14 protein-coding genes are annotated in these 17,710 nt (G+C 72.6%); 9 read left to right on the forward strand and 5 right to left on the reverse strand.

The annotated features are described in order from the left end of the window. Window positions 1–4: 4 nt before the first annotated feature. Window positions 5–2,971: an SARP-family global regulator AfsR gene (afsR, locus tag ACZ7DL_RS05290; protein ID WP_470771538.1), complete on the reverse strand. Its 2,967-nt coding sequence runs from the start codon at window positions 2,969–2,971 to the stop codon at window positions 5–7. Window positions 2,972–3,160: 189 nt separating this feature from the next. Here afsR and ACZ7DL_RS05295 point away from each other — a divergent pair, with 189 nt between their 5' ends. From ACZ7DL_RS05295 to ACZ7DL_RS05325, 7 genes are all read left to right on the forward strand, one after another. Next, a complete protein-coding gene (locus tag ACZ7DL_RS05295) occupies window positions 3,161–4,399 on the forward strand; it encodes an amidohydrolase family protein (RefSeq protein WP_470771539.1) in 1,239 nt (412 codons plus the stop codon). A gap of 129 nt (window positions 4,400–4,528) precedes the next feature. Then, window positions 4,529–6,013 (forward strand): VCBS repeat-containing protein, encoded by a 1,485-nt coding sequence (locus ACZ7DL_RS05300; protein WP_470771540.1) that lies wholly within the window; start codon window positions 4,529–4,531, stop codon window positions 6,011–6,013. A 140-nt stretch (window positions 6,014–6,153) separates the two neighbouring features. Beyond that, window positions 6,154–7,107, forward strand: coding sequence for an LLM class F420-dependent oxidoreductase (locus ACZ7DL_RS05305; protein ID WP_470771541.1), 954 nt, complete (start codon window positions 6,154–6,156; stop codon window positions 7,105–7,107). Between the two features lie 9 nt (window positions 7,108–7,116). Further along, entirely contained in the window at window positions 7,117–7,887 is a 771-nt protein-coding gene (locus ACZ7DL_RS05310) for an SDR family NAD(P)-dependent oxidoreductase (RefSeq protein ID WP_470771542.1), read from the forward strand. Between the two features lie 112 nt (window positions 7,888–7,999). Beyond that, entirely contained in the window at window positions 8,000–9,118 is a 1,119-nt protein-coding gene (locus ACZ7DL_RS05315; RefSeq protein WP_470771543.1) for an LLM class flavin-dependent oxidoreductase, read from the forward strand. Between the two features lie 94 nt (window positions 9,119–9,212). Beyond that, the gene (locus ACZ7DL_RS05320) at window positions 9,213–10,943 is read left to right on the forward strand and encodes an N-acyl-D-amino-acid deacylase family protein (RefSeq protein ID WP_470771545.1); all 1,731 of its coding nucleotides are present in this window, start codon (window positions 9,213–9,215) and stop codon (window positions 10,941–10,943) included. Beyond that, window positions 10,940–12,391, forward strand: coding sequence for an aldehyde dehydrogenase family protein (locus ACZ7DL_RS05325; protein ID WP_470771547.1), 1,452 nt, complete (start codon window positions 10,940–10,942; stop codon window positions 12,389–12,391). The genes ACZ7DL_RS05320 and ACZ7DL_RS05325 overlap by 4 nt, the downstream gene beginning before the upstream one ends. A gap of 50 nt (window positions 12,392–12,441) precedes the next feature. On the opposite strand, the gene ACZ7DL_RS05330 is transcribed toward ACZ7DL_RS05325, so the two are convergent. The 3 genes from ACZ7DL_RS05330 to ACZ7DL_RS05340 form a co-directional block, all read right to left on the reverse strand. Then, window positions 12,442–13,335 (reverse strand): YwqG family protein, encoded by an 894-nt coding sequence (locus tag ACZ7DL_RS05330; protein WP_468385515.1) that lies wholly within the window; start codon window positions 13,333–13,335, stop codon window positions 12,442–12,444. 34 nt (window positions 13,336–13,369) lie between these two features. Continuing rightward, complete coding sequence (locus ACZ7DL_RS05335) at window positions 13,370–13,765, reverse strand: nitroreductase/quinone reductase family protein (protein ID WP_470771548.1); 396 nt, start codon at window positions 13,763–13,765, stop codon at window positions 13,370–13,372. A 155-nt stretch (window positions 13,766–13,920) separates the two neighbouring features. Then, window positions 13,921–14,481, reverse strand: coding sequence for a hypothetical protein (locus ACZ7DL_RS05340; RefSeq protein ID WP_470771549.1), 561 nt, complete (start codon window positions 14,479–14,481; stop codon window positions 13,921–13,923). 104 nt (window positions 14,482–14,585) lie between these two features. Here ACZ7DL_RS05340 and ACZ7DL_RS05345 point away from each other — a divergent pair, with 104 nt between their 5' ends. After that, window positions 14,586–15,098: a PadR family transcriptional regulator gene (locus ACZ7DL_RS05345; protein WP_470771551.1), complete on the forward strand. Its 513-nt coding sequence runs from the start codon at window positions 14,586–14,588 to the stop codon at window positions 15,096–15,098. 97 nt (window positions 15,099–15,195) lie between these two features. On the opposite strand, the gene ACZ7DL_RS05350 is transcribed toward ACZ7DL_RS05345, so the two are convergent. Beyond that, window positions 15,196–16,686, reverse strand: a complete 1,491-nt coding sequence (locus ACZ7DL_RS05350; protein ID WP_470771553.1) for a CehA/McbA family metallohydrolase — start codon at window positions 16,684–16,686, stop codon at window positions 15,196–15,198. Window positions 16,687–16,822: 136 nt separating this feature from the next. Between ACZ7DL_RS05350 and ACZ7DL_RS05355 the strand changes: the two genes are divergently transcribed. Then, on the forward strand, window positions 16,823–17,683 hold the full coding sequence (locus ACZ7DL_RS05355) for an LLM class F420-dependent oxidoreductase (RefSeq protein WP_470771554.1): 861 nt from the start codon (window positions 16,823–16,825) through the stop codon (window positions 17,681–17,683). The last annotated feature ends 27 nt before the right edge of the window (window positions 17,684–17,710 follow it).

Consider the following 17,710-nt stretch of genomic DNA (forward strand, 5'->3'; position numbering starts at 1 on the left):
GCCCTCAGGTGGCTGGCTGCGTCTGGAGGAGCCCCCGTACCTCACCGGCTTCCGGCGCGCTCAGCGCTTCGAATATGGCCAGCGCCTCCTGGAAGCACACCTGGGCGCGGCCGCTCTGCCCGATGCCGTTCAGGGCCCGGCCGAGTGCGGTGAGTACGTTGCCCCGCCGCCACTCACCGCCGATGCCGCGCAGCAGTGCCAGAGCCGACTCGGCGTTCGTCGCGGCCTGAGCCGGCCGGTGCGCGGCGAGGTCGGCCTCCGCCAGGCGAAAGAGCGTCATGCCCTCCCACAGCCGTTGCCGGCTGTCGCGGAACACACCGAGGGCTTCTTCGAGGCTCTCGGTGGCCGCTTCGAGTCGGCCGCTCTGAGTGAGCGCGAGCCCGAGGGCATAGCGCCCGTTGGCTCCTCGGAGGGCGTGGCCCATGGCGTCGTACATCTCCGTCCCCTGCCGGGCCAGGGTCACGGCGCTGTCCGTCCGGCCCGTCGCCGCGTGGATGCGGGAGAGGTTGCACAGGGCGCTCGCCTCACCGGGCCGGTCGCCGCATGCGCGGAAGCTCTCCATGGCCCTCACGAGATGGTCCTCGCAGGCGTCGTACCGGTTCTGGTACAGCGCGATGACCCCCAGCATGTTGGAAGCCCAGCACTGGGGGAGAGGGTCGCCCGCGGCCTCCGCCAGTCGTACCGCGTCTACGGCCTCTTCGTCCGCCAGCTCGAAACGGCCGGACACATGGTGGCCGTTGGCCAGGGTGACTCGGGCGCGAGCCTCGGCGCGCCGGTCACCGGCGGCCTGCGCCGCATCGCGCACGGCGATTCCCGTGGCCTCGTATTCCTTCGCGTTGGCGCCCGACTCGGCGAGGTCGATGGCCGCCCACAGCAGATCCACGGCACGGCGTAGGTAGCGAGGGGCGGTCGACTGGCGCACACAGGCCAGCAAGCAGCTTGCCTCCGCATAGAGCCAGTCCTGGGCCCGGTGGCGATCGTCGAACGACAGTCCCGGATGTTCCGTCGGCTCCAGATGGTCCACAAGCCGGTCCCCCGGCCGTTCGATCAAGTAGGCGTCACCCGCCGTCGCCAGATAAAAGTCCAGCAACCGCGACATCGCCGCCTCCCGCTCAGTGGGCGGCTGTTCGTCCCTCTCCGCGCAGGAGCGGGCGTACAGGCGTACCAGGTCATGGAAGCGGTACCGGCCGGGTGCCGCGGACTCCAGGAGGGACGTGTCGACCAGGGACTCGAGCAGGTCCTCCGTGTCCTCGGGCGGCAGGTCCAGGACCGCGGCCGCCGCCGCGAGGGAGATGTCCGGCCCGTCCGCCAGCCCCAGCAGGCGGAACGCGCGGGCCTGGGCCGGTTCCAGCTGGCCGTAGCCCAGTTCGAACGTGGCCTTCACCGCCAGGTCCCCGGCCTGGAGCTCGTCCAGCCGGCGGCGTTCGTCCGCGAGCTTGGCCGCCAGGACCGAGACCGTCCAGGTGCGGCGGGCCGCCAGGCGGGAGGCGGCGATGCGGATGGCCAGGGGAAGGAAGCCGCAGGCCGCCACCACGTCCAGAGCGGCCTCGCGCTCCGCCGCCACCCGCTCCTCGCCCACGATCTTCGTGAACAGGGCGAGGGCCTCGTCGGGTGACATGACGTCCAGGTCGACCAGGTGTGCGCCGGCGAGGTCGAGCATGCGGACCCGGGAGGTGACCAGGGCCGCGCAGCCCTCGGTGCCGGGCAGCAGGGGGCGTACCTGCGCCGCGTCCTTGGCGTTGTCCAGCAGGACCAGGACCCGTCGGCCGTCCAGGACCGAGCGGTAGAGGGCCGCCCGTTCCTCCAGGGAGTCCGGGATCGCGGAGTCCGCGGTGCCCAGGGCGCGCAGGAAGGAGCCCAGGACCGTCTCCGGTTCCGCCGGGCGCGGGCCCGCGCCCTGGAGGTCCACGTACAGCTGGCCGTCGGGGAAGGCGGTCCGGGCGCGGTGGGCCACGTGCACCGCCAGGGTCGTCTTGCCGACGCCTCCGATGCCGGCCAGCGCCGACACCGCCATGACCCGGCCCTCCGTCTCCGAGGCGGAGGACAGCACCTCGCTCAGTTCCGACACGAAGGCGCTACGGCCCGTGAAGTCGGGCACGGTCGCCGGGAGCTGCGCCGGGCGGACCGGGACGGCCGCGGGCTCGGACACCGGGGCCGCGGGCTCCGCCAGGGCCGGGTCGGCCTGGAGGATGCGCTGCTGGAGTTCCCGGAGGCCGGGGCGGGGGTCCACGCCCAGTTCCTCGGCCAGGAGGCGGCGCGTGTCGGCGTACACGGCCAGGGCTTCCGCCTGCCGGCCGCTGCGGTACAGCGCCAGCATCAGCAGTTCGCGCAGGCGCTCCCGCAGGGGGTGCGCCGCCGTCAGGGCGGTCAGTTCCGAGACCGCCTCGGCGTGGCAGCCCTGTTCCAGGTCCAGGTCGAGGCGGGATTCCAGGAGGCCGAGGCGCCACTCCTCCAGCCGGGCCCGCTGGGCCTCGGCGTAGGGGCCGGGGACGCCCGCGAGCGGTTCGCCGTCCCAGAGGGCCAGGGCCTTGTTCAGGAGGGTGCGGGCATGGGTCAGGTCACCGGCGCCCCGGGCCTTCTCCGCCTCCGCCGCCAGGTCCTGCGCGGCCACGACGTCCAGGGCGCCCTCGCCGAGCCCGCGGACGGCGTAGCCGCCGGACTCGCTGACCAGGACCCCGGGGTCGAGGACCTTCCGCAGCCGGGACGCGTACGTGCGGACCGCCGCCAGCGCCTGGGACGGCGGCTCGGACCCCCACAGCGCGTCGATCAGCTCCGCCGCGGTGGCCGTACGGCCTTCCCGCAGGAGCAGGGCGGCCAGCAGGGCGCGCTGCTGGGGGGAGCCCGTGCTGAGCGGCTGCACGCCGCGCCAGGCCCGCACCGGACCGAGCACGCCGAAGCGCAGCGGGCCGGTCTCCGCGGTGGCCTCGGAGCCGGCCCGCCGCTGCTCGGGTACTCGCGGCCCACGGTCCATGCGTTCGTCCCCCTCGGCATCACGAACAACCCCGTCAGTTTGCCTTGTTCCGGGCGGTTGCGTCAGCCGTGGGAGACGCCGATCACAAGGCGGGGGCCGCGGTCCACAAGGCCCTCACACGGTCTTCGCATCGCTGTCGCCCGGGAACAGTAGCTGACGGACCGTCAGATCAGCGCTACCGTGAGCGGCATGGAGACCACACAGTTCCCGCTGATCATCTCCGTCGACGACCACACCGTTGAGCCCGCCGGAGTGTGGCAGGACCGGCTGCCGGGGAAGTACCGGGAGGCCGGACCCCGGATCGTGCGCGCGCCGCTGAGGGAGATGACCTTCCTGGGCGGGCGCTTCAAGCCCGTCATGGGCGAACCCGGCGGCACGGACGGCCCGCTGGGCGACTGGTGGGTCTACGAGGACCTGCACCGGCCGCTCACCCGCCTGGACACCGCCGTCGGATACCCCAGGGACGAGGTGAAGCTCGAGGTCATCACCTACGCGCAGATGCGGGCCGGGTCGTACGACGTGTCCGCCCGGCTCGCCGACATGGACGTCAACCACGTCCAGTCGGCCCTGTGCTTCCCGACCTTCCCCCGCTTCTGCGGGCAGACCTTCACCGAAGCACGGGACAAGGACCTCGCGCTGCTGTGCGTGCGCGCCTACAACGACTGGATGGTGGAGGAGTGGTGCGGGCCGGAGGCGCACGGCCGGCTGATACCGCTCACGCTCATACCCCTGTGGGACGCCGGGCTGGCCGCGGCGGAAGTGCGGCGGAACGCCGCGCGCGGGGTGCGGGCCGTCGCCTTCTCCGAGATACCCCCGCACCTCGGGCTGCCGTCCGTGCACACCGACGACTGGGACCCCTTCCTCGCGGCCTGCGACGAGACCGGCACGGTCGTGGCCATGCACATCGGCTCCAGCAGCCGGATGCCCTCCACCTCCGCCGACGCCCCGCCCGCCGTGGGCTCCACCATCACCTTCGCCAACTGCTGCTTCTCGATGGTCGACTGGCTGATGAGCGGCAAGTTCGAGCGCTTCCCGAACCTGAAGGTGATGTACGCGGAGGGGCAGATCGGGTGGATCCCGTACATCCTGGAGCGCGCGGACGTGGTGTGGGAGGAGAACCGGGGGTGGGGCGGGGTCGCCGACAAGGTGCGCCGGCCGCCGTCCGAGCTGTTCGCCGAGCACGTCCACGGCTGCTTCTTCGACGACGCCTTCGGGCTGCGGAACCTGGACGCCATCGGCGTGGGAAACGTCCTGTACGAGACCGACTACCCGCACTCCGACTCCACCTGGCCCACGTCCCGCGAGGTCGGTGAGGCCCAGATGGGGCACCTGGCGGACGACGTGGTCGAGCGGATCGTCCGGGGCAACGCCATCGAGTTGCTGGGGCTGACGCAGGACGGGCTGTGGCCCGGGGGCGGCGCCGGTTAACGATCTGGAAACACCCGCCGTCTTCCAGGGCAACCCTGCCGCCACCAGGGGAGTCGTACCCGGGCGACGGCGGGAGGATCTCGACTCCTCCGTTGGGCAAGTGCTTCCACCGCAGGAGTTGGGTTCCACATGAGCAAGCGCAGGTTTCGTTCCCGCCTCGGACTCGTGGCCGCCGTGGCCGTCGCCGGAGCCGTCGTCGGCCCGGTGAGTGCGCACGCGGCAGGTACGGTGAGTGCCGGGGCGCAGAGCGTGCGTGCCGACTTCAACGGCGACGGGTACACGGACCTCGCCGTCGCCGCCCCCTGGGGCAAGGTCGGCGGGTACGGCAATGCGGGGTACGTGAGCGTCGTGTACGGCTCCTCCAAGGGGCTGGACACCACGCACCGGCAGGTCATCAGCCAGGACACGGCAGGCATACCCGGCGCCGCCGAGACCGGCGACTGGTTCGGCTGGGGCCTGTCCCTCGGCGACCTGGACGGCGACGGGTACACGGACCTGGTCGTCGGCGCCCCGAGCGAGGACGTGGGGTCCGTGCAGGAGGCGGGCAGCCTGACCGTCGTCTGGGGCGGGAAGGCGGGGCTGTCCGGCGGCAGGGTCGTGGCGAGCGGCTCCATGCTCGACCAGGTCAAGCCCCGGCACGCCACCGTCGGCGACTTCGACGGCGACGGCCGGCTCGACGTGGCCACGGACAACCATCTGCTGACCGGTCCGTTCACCCGCACCGCCGGTGCCGCGGCGTCCGCGGACATCGCCTTCGACCTCGGCAACGAAGACGCCGGCTTCATCATCGACGACGTCGCCGCCGGAGACGTCGACCACGACGGCATCACCGACCTCGTCGGACTCATTCACACCTACGACGAGGAGGGGCCGGGCGTCGGCTACCGCATCGCCTACCTCCACGGCACCGGGCAGGGGCTGAGTGCCCCGGTCGTCCTGAAGCAGACCGACGGCACCAACGTGCCCGGCGGCTCCAGTCTCGGTATCGGCGACGTGAACAAGGACGGGTACGCCGACCTCGTCATCGGGCGCCCCGTCGACGGTCGCGGTGAGCCATCCCTCGACCCGGCACTCCTCGGCGGGCAGGTCGGCGTGGTGTACGGCTCGGCGAGCGGGCCCGACACCTCCCGTACGACGGTGATCAACCAGGACACGGCGGGCGTGCCCGGAGTGTCCGAGTACGGCGACGATTTCGGCCTGGGCATCTCCGTCGGGGACGCCAACGGCGACGGGTACGCGGACGTCGCCGTCGGCTCCCCGGGTGAGGACGTGGGCTCGGTCGCCTCGGCGGGCGCCGTGGCCGTGCTGCGCGGCGGCGCGTCCGGCCTCACCGGCAGCGGCGCCGTGTCCTTCAACCAGAACACCACGGGCGTGCCCGGTACCGCCGAGAAGAACGACCTCTTCGGCGGGCACACCGCGCTGGCCGACACCAACCACGACGGCCGCGCCGACTTGTACGTCGCCGCGCACGGCGAGAACACCTTCGACGGCGCCGTCTGGGCCTTCCGCTCCACCAGCAGCGGCCCGACCGCCTCCGGCTCGGTCTCCTTCGGGCCCGCCACCCTCGGCGCGCCCGTCACCGACGCCCGCTTCGGCGAAGGCTTCGCTCGCTGACGCACCCACGGGCCTCTTTCGAGCAACAGCCCCGGCGGACATGTTCCGTCGGGGCTGCCCCTTGTCTGACGAGGCGCCAGCCATGACCATGTGCGAGTCATGTCAGATCTGACGGACCGTCAGTCAGGGAGGGGGTCGTCGTGCCCGTTTCGTCCGAGAAACGCCTCCAGGAACGCCTCGCCTATGGCATCCAGCTCCCCGTCCAGTCCCAGAGCGCCATCTACGCCGAGCCCTGGGAGGCCTCCGCCGGCCCCGCGGACCTCGTAGAGATCGCCCGTACCGCCGACCGTGCGGGGTTCGACTACGTCGCCTGCTGCGACCACGTCGCCATTCCGCGCCGGCTGGCCCCGGCCATGAGCACGGTCTGGTACGACCCCGTGGCCACCCTCGCCCACCTCGCCGCCGTGACCGAGCGGGTACGGCTGCTCAGCCATGTGGCCGTCGTCGGGCTCCGGCACCCGCTGCTCACCGCCAAGCAGTACGCCACCCTCGACCATCTCTCCGGCGGCCGGCTGCTCCTCGGGGTGGGCGCCGGGCATGTGCGCGAGGAGTTCGAGGCGCTCCAGGCGGACTTCGAGCGGCGCGGGGCCGTCCTCGACGAGACGATCGACGCGCTGCGGGCCGCGCTGGGGCCCGACGAGTTCCCCGAGCACCACGGGAAGCACTACGACTTCGAGGGGCTCGGGCAGCGGCCCCGCCCGGCCCAGCCGCACGTGCCCCTGTGGGTCGGCGGCTCCTCGCCGGCCGCCGTCCGCCGGGCGGCGCTCAAAGGCGACGGCTGGCTGCCGCAGGGGGACCCGCGCGAGCGGCTGCCCGGGCAGATCGCCCGCATCCGGCGCCTGCGCGCGGACGCCGGCCTCGACGGGGAGTACACCGTCGGCGCCATCGCCGAGCCGCTGTACGTCGGCCGGCCCGGCTGGGACGTCGGGCGGCGCACGCTCGCCGGGGCGCCGGAGGAGATCGCCGCGTCGCTGCGCGCGTACCGGGCGCTGGGCGTGGACCAGATCCAGGTGCGGTTCCGCAGCCGGAGCCGGGCCGAACTCATCGAGCAGATCGGCACCTTCGGGGCAGAGGTCGCGCCCCGGCTGGACTGAGGAGGCGGTATGGGCAAGCTGGACGGGCGGGTCGTCCTCGTCACCGGGGCGGCGCGCGGGCAGGGCGAGCAGGAGGCGCGGCTGTTCCGGGCGGAGGGCGCCCGGGTGGTCGTCGCCGATGTGCTGGACGACCAGGGGGAGGCGCTCGCGAAGGAGATCGGCGCGCTGTACGTCCATCTCGACGTGGGCACCGAGGACGGGTGGCGGGAGGCCGTCGGGGTCGTCAAGCAGGCGTACGGGCGCATCGACGGGCTGGTCAACAACGCGGGCATCCTGCGCTTCAACGCCCTGGTGGACACTCCGCTGGACGAGTTCATGCGGGTCGTGCAGGTCAACCAGGTCGGTTGCTTCCTGGGCATGAAGACCGTCGCGCCGGAGCTGACGGACGGGGGCACGATCGTGAACACCGCCTCCTACACGGCGCTGACGGGCATGGCGGCCGTGGGGACGTACGCCGCCACCAAGCACGCCGTGCTCGGGCTGACCCGGGTGGCCGCGCTGGAGCTGGCGGGCCGGCGGATCCGGGTCAACGCCATCTGCCCGGGTGCCATCGACACCGCGATGTCGAACCCGGCCCGGCTGGATCCGGACGCCGACCCGGAGGAGATGAGCCGGGCCCTGGACGAGCTGTACCGGCGGCTCGTGCCGCTCGGCCGGGTCGGGCAGCCGGAGGAGGTGGCCCGGCTGGCCCTCTTCCTCACCTCGGACGACTCCTCGTACATCACCGGCCAGCCGTTCGTGATCGACGGCGGCTGGCTGGCCGGGGTCAGCGTGATCTGAGAGCCGTTGTCTGACTGACCGTCAGCTATTGACGGTCGCGGCGGCCGGTGCGACAGTCGGCCGACAGGCGAAGCTGACGGAGCGTCAGAAACTCTGAGGACGGTGAACCGCCGTGGAATTCGGGCTCTTTGTACAGGGATACGTGGGCAAGCGCGCCGCGACCGACCCGCTGGCCGAGCACAAGGCGCTGATGGAGGAGACCGAGTACGTCATCCAGGCGGACAAGTCCGGCTTCAAGTACGCCTGGGCCTCCGAGCACCACTTCCTGGAGGAGTACTCGCACCTGTCCGCCAACGACGTCTTCCTCGGCTACCTCGCCCACGCGACCGAGCGGATCCATCTGGGCTCCGGGATCTTCAACCCGCTCGCCCAGGTCAACCACCCCGTGAAGGTCGCCGAGAAGGTCGCCATGCTGGACCACCTCAGCGAGGGGCGCTTCGAGTTCGGCAGCGGGCGGGGAGCCGGCAGCCACGAGATCCTCGGCTTCCTGCCCGGCATCACCGACATGAACCACACGAAGGAGATCTGGGAGGAGACCATCGCCGAGTTCCCGAAGATGTGGCTCCAGGACGAGTACGCCGGCTTCCAGGGCAAGCACTGGCAGTTGCCGCCCCGCAAGGTCCTGCCGAAGCCGTACGGGAAGTCGCACCCGGCGATGTGGTATGCGGCCGGGTCCCCGCCCTCGTACGCCATGGCCGCGAAGAAGGGGCTCGGGGTGCTCGGCTTCAGCATCCAGAAGGTCTCCGACATGGAGTGGGTGCTGGAGCAGTACAAGACGGCGATCGTGGACGCCGAGCCCGTGGGGGACTTCGTCAACGACAACGTGATGGTGACGACGACCGCGATCTGCGCGCCGACGCACGCCGAGGCCATCGAGATCGCGGTGAACGGCGGTCTGCACTATCTGCCGTCGCTGGTCTTCCGCTACCACGACACGTTTCCCCGGCCGGAGGGGTTCCCGGTGTGGCCGGAGACCCTGCCCCCGTACACGCCGGAGTTCGTGGAGCTGCTGATCGAGGAGGAGCTGCTGATCTGCGGGGATCCGGACGAGGTGCTGCGGCAGTGCAAGCGGTGGGAGCAGGCCGGCGCCGACCAGCTGAGCTTCGGGCTGCCGGTGGGGGTGCCGAAGGAGGAGACGCTGCAGACGATCCGGCTCATCGGTGAGCACGTGATCCCGAAGATCGACACGGATCCGGTTCACCGGACGTCCCGGTTCCGGGCTGCCTCGTAATCGCCGTTGCGGGGTGCGGGTGCGTGGTGGTTGCTCGCGCAGTTCCCCGCGCCCCCCGGGTCGGACCGCGCCCCGGAGCCAAGGAGGCCGAACCATGCTTGATCACGTCATCATAGGCGCGTCCGTTGTGGACGGCACCGGTGCGCCCGCCTACACCGCCGACGTCGGCATCCGCGACGGCCGTATCACCGTCATCGGCACCGTCACCGAAGAGGCCCGCACCACCGAGGACGCCCACGGTCTCGTCCTCACCCCCGGCTTCGTCGACCCCCACACCCACTACGACGCCCAGCTCTTCTGGGACCCCTACGCCACCCCGTCCCTCAACCACGGCGTGACGACCGTCGTCGCCGGCAACTGCGGTTTCACCCTCGCCCCCCTGCACCCGGACCGCCCCGAGGACGCCGACTACACGCGGCGGATGATGTCCAAGGTCGAGGGCATGTCCCTGGTCTCCCTGGAGCAGGGGGCGCCGTGGAACTGGCACTCCTTCGGGGAGTATCTGGACGCCCTGGAGGGGCGGATCGCGGTCAACGCCGGGTTCATGGTGGGGCACTGCGCGCTGCGGCGGTATGTGATGGGACCGGAGGCCGTCGGCGGCCGGCCCACCGGCGATCAACTCGGGGCCATGCTCCGGCTGCTGCACGCGGCCATGGACGCCGGTGCCTGGGGACTGTCCACCACGCAGTCCGGTACGCACTCGGACGGGGACGGGCAGCCGGTCGCCTCCCGGCACGCGCGGCCCGAGGAGCTGGTGGCGCTGGCGCGGGCCGTCGGGGAGCACGAGGGCACGCAGATCGAGGCGATCGTCGCCGGGTGCCTGGACCAGTTCAGCGACGCCGAGATCGATCTCCTGGTGGAGCTGAGCGCGGTCGCCGGGCGGCCGCTGAACTGGAACGTGCTCACCGTCGACGCGGCCGTCCCGGAGCGGGTCCCCCGGCAGCTGAGCGCGAGCGAGCGGGCCCGGAAGGCCGGTGGGCGGGTCGTCGCGCTCACCATGCCGATCCTCACGCCGATGAACATGTCCCTGGGCACCTTCTGCGCGCTCAATCTGATCCCGGGGTGGGGGCCGGTCCTGGGGCTGCCCGTGCCCGAGCGGATCGCCAGGCTCCGGGACCCGGACGTCCGGGCGGAGCTGCTGCGGCGGGCCCGGTCCAAGGAGGCCGGGGTCTTCCGGCGGCTCGCGGACTTCGGGCGGTACGTCATCGGGGACACCTACAGCGAGGCCAACCGGGGCCTGACCGGACGGGTGGTGCGGGACATCGCACGGGAGCGCGGGCAGGACCCCTTCGCCTGCCTGGTGGAGATCTGCGCCGCCGACGAGCTGCGCACGGTCCTGTGGCCCATGCCGAGCGACAACGACCCCGACTCCTGGGCGCTGCGCGCCGAGACCTGGCAGCACGAGGACGTCCTGCTCGGCGGCTCCGACGCGGGCGCCCATCTGGACCGGATGTGCGGGGCGCCGTACACCACCCGGTTCCTCGGGGACTGTCTGCGCGGCCGGAAACTGGCCGGCCTGGAGCAGGCGGTGAAGATGCTCACCGACGATCCCGCGCGGCTCTTCGGGCTGCGGGAGCGGGGGCGGGTGGCGCAGGGCTGGCATGCCGACCTGGTGCTGTTCGACCCGGAGCGGATCGACGCCGGCCAGGCCCGTCTGGTGCACGACCTGCCCGGCGACAGCCCCCGGCTGGACTCGAAGGCGCTCGGGGTGCGGGCCGTCTGGGTCAACGGGGTGGAGGCCATCCGCGACGACGTGGTGACGGGGGCCGTACCGGGCCGGGTGCTGCGCTCGGGGCGGGACACGCGGACGGTGAGCACCCGGTGAGCGAGGAACAGCCGCTGTTCGTCGGCGGCGAGTGGGTGGCGCCGGGCGGCGGGCACTACCCGGTGACCGACCCGGCCACCGAGGAGACCGTCGGCTGGGCGCCGGAGGCCACGCCGGAGCAGGCGCGGGCGGCCTGCGCGGCGGCCCGGGAGGCGTTCGGGGCGTGGTCGCGGACCCGGCCGGAGGAGCGGGCGGCGGTGCTGGAGCGGGCCGCCGGGATCATCCGGGACCGGCTGGTGCCGTACGCCGACCTCGCCCGGGCGGAGACCGGGGCGACCACCCGGACCGCCCGCGCCCTCCAGGTCGGGGTGGCCGCCGCCCGCTTCCGCCGGTACGCGCGCGTGGAGCCCGCCGAGTGGGCCATCACCCCGCAGATCAACGAGGCCGGGCCGATGGGCGAGGCCGGCGTGACGGGGGCGCTCGCGGTACGCCAGCCCGTCGGCGTCGTCACCTGCATCACCTCGTACAACAACCCGTGGGCCAACCCGGCCGGAAAGATCGCCCCGGCCCTGGCCATGGGCAACACCGTGGTGGTGAAGCCGGCTCCGCAGGACCCGCTGTCCGTGTACCGCATGGCCGAGGCGCTGGCGGCGGCCGGCGTGCCGCCGGGCGTGGTGAACGTCGTCTCCGGGCGGGACGTCTCGGTGGGCGAGGCCGTGGTGGCCTCCGGTGACGTCGACATGGTGAGCTTCACCGGGTCCACGGCCGTCGGGCGGCGCATCGCCGAGGTGTGCGGGCGGGACATGAAACGGCAGCTGATGGAGCTGGGCGGGAAGGGGGCCGCGCTCGTCTTCGACGACGCCGACCTCGCCTCGGCCGTCGCCGGCATCGGCACCACCTTCTCCTTCTACAGCGGCCAGATCTGCACGGCGCCGACCCGGGTGCTGGCCCAGCGCGGGGTGTACGAGCGGCTGGTCGCACAACTCGCCGCTCATGCGGAGCGGTTGCCGGTCGGCGACCCACGGGACCCCGGGACGGTCGTGGGGCCCGTGATCTCGGCCGAGCACCGGGCGCGCGTGGAGGCGTACGTCGAACTCGGCCGGAAGGAAGGCGCGACCGTGGTGGCGGGCGGCGAACGGCCGCCTCGGGAAGCGGGGTTCTTCGTCGCGCCCACCCTGCTCGCCGGCTGCGCGAACGACATGCGGGTGGCCAGGGAGGAGATCTTCGGGCCGGTCGTGGTGGTGATCCCGTTCGACGACGAGGACGAGGGGGTGGCCCTCGCCAACGACTCCGAGTACGGGCTCATCGACTACGTCTGGTCCGGGGACGTGGCCCGCGCCTTCCGGGTGGCGCGGCGGCTGCGGGCCGGGGGCGTCGGCATCAACACCGTCGGCCGCAACATGGAGGCCCCGTTCGGCGGCTTCAAGCGGAGCGGGGTCGGCCGGGACGTGGGCGTGTACGCCCTGCACGCCTACAGCGAGGTCCAGGCCCTCGTCTGGCCGGGCTGAGTCCGCCGCCGTGAGCGGACCGGCTGACCCCGGGCACCGGCCGCGCTGGGTCACTGGGTGAAGAGCGACGCCGGGTGCCGGGGATCCGCCGAGCAGGTGTACAGGCCCGCGTGACCGCCCCGGCCGACCATCATGCCGGTCGGTTCGCGGGCCGCGTTCTCCTGCTCGGTGCGCGGCTCCAGGTGGCGTTCCTCGAGGGGCCGGAAGCGGTGCGGCATGCCGTCGGGACCGAAGGGGCCAGGCTCGTACTCGCACGTGTCGCACTGCAGGAACAGTTCCAGCGGCGCCCCGCACGCACCGCAGTCGAGCCGCCGGGGCATGTCCGTGACGCCCCAGCCCATGCTGCCGCCCAGCTTCCAGCCGGGGATCACCGAGACGTCGTCGGGCAGCTCCCGTTCGTCCAGCCAGGCCTCGAACCGCTCCGCCAGGCCCGCCGGCAGTTCCTCGTGCCACGGGTATTCGGTCAGCCGCTCCGGGTGCAGCACACACGCGCGCGGGACCATGTCCCTGTCGTAGGCCCAGTGTTCTTCCGGATCCGGCTGCCGGGTGAGCGGATCGGTCACGTCGGCGGCCCGGCGCCAGACCAGCCGGCAGCCCTGGCCCCAGCCCTCCGGGTGCGGCTGGTCGTGCCAGTCGGGGCACCACAGCAGCTGGACGAGGTCGGTGCCCGCCGGGAACCGGATCCCGGGGAAGTCCACCGCCGTGAACTGGGCCACCGCGACCAGCGGGTACGGACCTTTCGGGCGGCCGTTGACGTCTTTGTGCCCGGTGCACTCAGGCCAGGGCTCGGCCGCCGGCCACCACAGCGGACCCCCGATGTGGCTGTCGCGCGGACCGGGTGTGCCGCGCCGCGGATGCAGCCGGACGGTGGTGCGGGCGTGGGGTGCCAGCTCCGGGAAGTCGACGGCCGGGTCGACGGCGGAGGGTGCGGTGGTGAGGGTCACGCGCGCAGTGTCGCAGAGCCGCCGGGCCGGCCCCTCAGTCCGTCAGGTCCACCCGGACCGTCAGCAGGTCCGTGCCGAACGCGCGTACGGCCGCGCTGTTGAAGCGGGGCAGGGCGCGCAGCCGGGCCAGGGCGTCGTCGTCGGGGAGCAGGTGGGCGGTGCCGTGGTACCAGCGGCCGGCGATGCGGACGCGTACCTCGGGACGGGCCTGGATGTTGCGTACGTACTGTGACCTGAGGCCGAACTCCGACACCAGCCAGAAGGAGTCCCCGACCCGGCGCCCGCCGACCGGGGTCTGCCGGGGCAGGCCGGACTTGCGGCCGGTGGTCTCCAGCAGGGTCTGGAACGGCAGCCGCCGGTTGAGCGGGTTGGCGAGGTGCCGCTGGAAGCGGGTCACGATGCGGTGTTTGCGGTCGGCGCGGCCTGACATGTCTCCGGTTCTCCTGCTCTCCCGCGGCACGGACTGCGCGCTGCGGGGATGCTGTGGCGGCCCGTGCGGGGTGTGCGACGCGTCCACGGTCGTGTGCGGACGCGTGCAGCCTCCCGCGCCTGCGTGATGTTGGCAACGGGGGGCCGGGACGGTGGTCAGCGGGTCACCTGCGCGGCCTTCGCCTGGACGTGGGCGACGTAGCGGACGGTGAAGACCATCGGCAGGACGAAGCCGGCGACCTGGATCAGGGTGGCGGGCGTCGAGTGGCCCTGTCCGGCGTGGGCGACCAGGGCGAGGGCGCCGGCCGTCAGGGCGAACGCGGCGGTCCATGCACCGGTGATGATCACGTTGGTCCGGACGAACGGCTTGAGGGACCAGAGTTCGCGCGGGGTGGTGCGCTTGGCGATCCCCAGGGTGAACGGCCGGCCGGCCGCGAGCGAGAGGCCGGCGATGACGGCGAGGGTGCCGGAGGAGAGGGCGGCGGAGTAGTCGTGCACGCCCGAGTGCGGATCGGCGAAGGCGACGGCCGCGAGGACGGCGAAGAAGACGGCGGAGCCCGTCTCGATGACGAGGGCGTCGAACCCGGAGCCCGACCGCTTCTCCCGGGCGATGAGTACGGCGGAGACCGCCAGGGCTGCCAGGGCGCCCCACTGCCAGTCCCCCGAGGGGAAGACGGCGAAGACGATCCACGGCAGGAAGGTGCGCAGGTACGACATGGGATCCCCCGATCGGTCCGGTCCACAGGATGGTTCCTGTTTCGACATGTCAAAAGTAGAAGGTCAACCCTCGACATGTCAATACTGGAAGGTAAGGTGGCGGTATGAGCCTCAGACACGCACTGCTCGGCCTGCTGTCGGAGCGTCCGGCCAGCGGCTACGACCTGCTGAAGACGTTCGACACGTCACTGGTCAACGTCTGGCCGGCGACCCAGAGCCAGATCTACACCGAGCTGACCAAGCTGGCGGGCTCCGGGCTGATCACCGTGGCCGCCGAGGGCCCCCGCGGCCGCAAGGAGTACGCCCTCACCGACGCGGGCATGGCCGAACTGCGCCAGTGGCTGACCGAGACCCGGCCGCAGCGCAACACCCGCAGCGACATCCTGCTGCGGGTCTTCTTCCTCGGCGTGCTCGAACCCGCCCAGGCACGCGCCTACTTGACCGGCCTGATCGAGATGTCCCGTACGGAACAGGAGCAGTTGCGGCAGCTCGCCGACTCCATCGACTGGGACGACGACAACCTCTCGGTCCACGGCCGGATCGCCCTCGAGTACGGCCTGCGCTTCAACGCGATGCGGCAGGAGTGGGCCGAGTGGGCCGTGGAGCAGATCGGGTAGCGGCCGGGCGGCGCGAGGCGCCGGACCATAAGGGGTCGGTGGCGAGGATCAGGGCGCGGTCCGGCGGCCGGCGTGCGGCCCGGTGGGGGTGACCGCCTCACCGGCCCAGGAACACCGGGTTGGTGAAGGCCGCCATCACCCCCGGCACCGGTCCGGCCGCCGTCTCGTGCCGCAGCTCCGCCCGGACGTAGGCCGCGTACGCAGGGGTCGTCCGCCACTCCACCGTGCCCGTGCCGGACACGGGCAGCGGCTCGCCGGTGAACAGGACGCCCTGGTCGGTGACGAACCGGACCGAGCAGCGCGGCGCGCCGGACACCTCCAGCCGGGCGGTCACCGTGGTGCCGGGGGCGACCGCCAACCGCTCGCCGATGCCCGCCTGTTCGCCGCCCTCGGCCGTCACCGAGAAGGACAGCGAGACACTCTTCGACTCGGCCACGTAGGAGCGGCCCGCCCGCAGCCCCTCCAGGATGGCTTCCCTGGTCAGCTCGTCGGCTAGGACGACCGTCTGCGGCATCCCGACCACGTCCGGATCGCGGTGCGCGTCGCTGTCGCCCATCGTCGGCAGCCACGCCCGCCCGTCCCGCACCGACGCGACGAGCTGCGCGTCCCACGCGGCCAGGGTCACCTCGTCGTCGGGCGTCCAGGCTCCGTTCCACACCTCGACGGCGTCCGCCTCGGCGAACCCGAACTTCCAGCCGCAGCCGACACAGGTGGCGTGCGGATGGGCCGGTACGACCAGACCGCCGGCCCGGCGGACCGCCCGCGCGAAGTGGGCCCAGCGGTTGTCCCGGGCCCGGTAGCGCCAGTCGACGAAGGTGCCCGGCTCGATGCCGAGCGCCAGGACGTGACCGTTCCTGGTCGTGACCTCCTCGCCGAGCAGCACCAGCAGGTCGTCGCCCGCGGCGTCGGCCCAGTGGGCGTGCGAGGCGTTCGTGTTGTGGTCGGAGCTGTTGATGAAGTCCAGCCCGGCCGCCCGGGCCAGGTCCGCGATCTCGGCCGGGGTGCGGCGGCCGTCGGAGTGCCAGGAGTGCAGATGGCAGTCGCCCCGGTACCATGCGCGGCCCCGGCCCGGCGCCCGGGAGGGCGGATACACCGGCGCGGGCGCCTTCCCGCTCTCCCCGGCGGTCAGCGTGACCGTGACCTCGTACGACAGCCCCTGCGGCGCCACCGTGTAGGGCCCGAGCACGATGTGCCAGGTGCCGGGACGCAGCGGTCCGGGGAGATAGCCGGGTGTCGCCTCGTCGGCCCGCACGAAGAACTCCGTCCGGGCGCCGCCCGACCAGCCCCGGAAGCCCCGGCCGCCCAGTTCGTGGCCGCGCTCGTCGAAGAGCCCGATGTCGAGGGCGTTGCCGGGTGTGCCGGGCGGGACGGAGGGCTTGTCGTAGGTGTAGGAGACCTTCAACTCGGCCGTGCCGGGGGGGACTTCGACCGGGAGGTAGACGTAGTCGGGGGAGCCCGCGGGAAGGGTGCCGCGCATCGTCGTCACTCCCTCAACGTAAGGCACCACAGGGGCGCGGGACAGTACCGCCAGCTCGCGGCAGAACGCCGCGAACCGGTCGTGGTGCTTCCGCGGCTGCGCCTGGATCAACGCCGGCTTCGCCGCACGGGCCCGATCGGCCACAGGGTGCCCGCCCCCGCCGGTGGACGATCGGCCGGTCACGCCGGCTGCGGACAACCAACCAGTCGGTATGGACACTTCGCATCGCACCCGGTACAGATGGCCCATGCGTATCGCCGTCACGATCTTCCTCACGGACGAGACCATCACCCCCGTCCGGCTCGCGCATGAGCTGGAAACGCGCGGCTTCGCCGGCCTCTACCTCCCCGAACACACCCACATCCCCGTCGAACGCACCACCCCGTACCCGGCCGGCGGCGACCTGCCCCGCGAGTACGGCCGCACCCTCGACCCCTTCGTCGCCCTCGCCCAGGCCGCGGCCGTCACCGAGCGGCTGGCGCTCGGCACCGGGATCACACTCGTCGCCCAGCACGACCCGATCGCCCTGGCCAAACAGATCGCCACCCTCGACCACCTCTGCGGCGGTCGCTTCACCCTCGGCCTCGGCTTCGGCTGGAACGTCGAGGAGGCCGCCGACCACGGCGTCGAGTGGCGCGAACGCCGAGAACTGGTCCGGGACCGGATGGGCCTCATGCGCGCCCTGTGGTCCGAGGAACCGGCGGGTCACGAAGGGCGTTTCGGCGGCGTCCGGCCGAGCTTCGCGTTCCCCAAGCCGGTGCAGAAGCCGCGGGGTCCGGTGGTGGGCCCGCGGACGCTCGTCGGCGGGGCCGCGGGGCCCAAGCTGTTCGCGCACATCGCCGAGTACGCGGACGGCTGGATGCCGATCGGCGGGCGCGGTCTCGCCGAGTCCCTGCCGGTGCTGCGCTCGGTCTGGGCAGACGCGGGCCGCGACCCGGCGTCCCTCCAGGTGGTCCCGTACGCCGTCCTGCCCAGCCCCGGCAAACTCGCGCACTACGCCGAACTCGGCGTGCAGGAAGTCGTCCTGCAACTGCCGCCGGCGGGGGAGGCGGAGGTGCTGAAGACGCTGGACGCGTACGGCAACTTCCTGCGGGCGAACAGTGCGTGAGGGCACCGGCTCGGGCGGCGTGTCCTG

The organism is Streptomyces sp. NPDC036984, assembly GCF_055607665.1.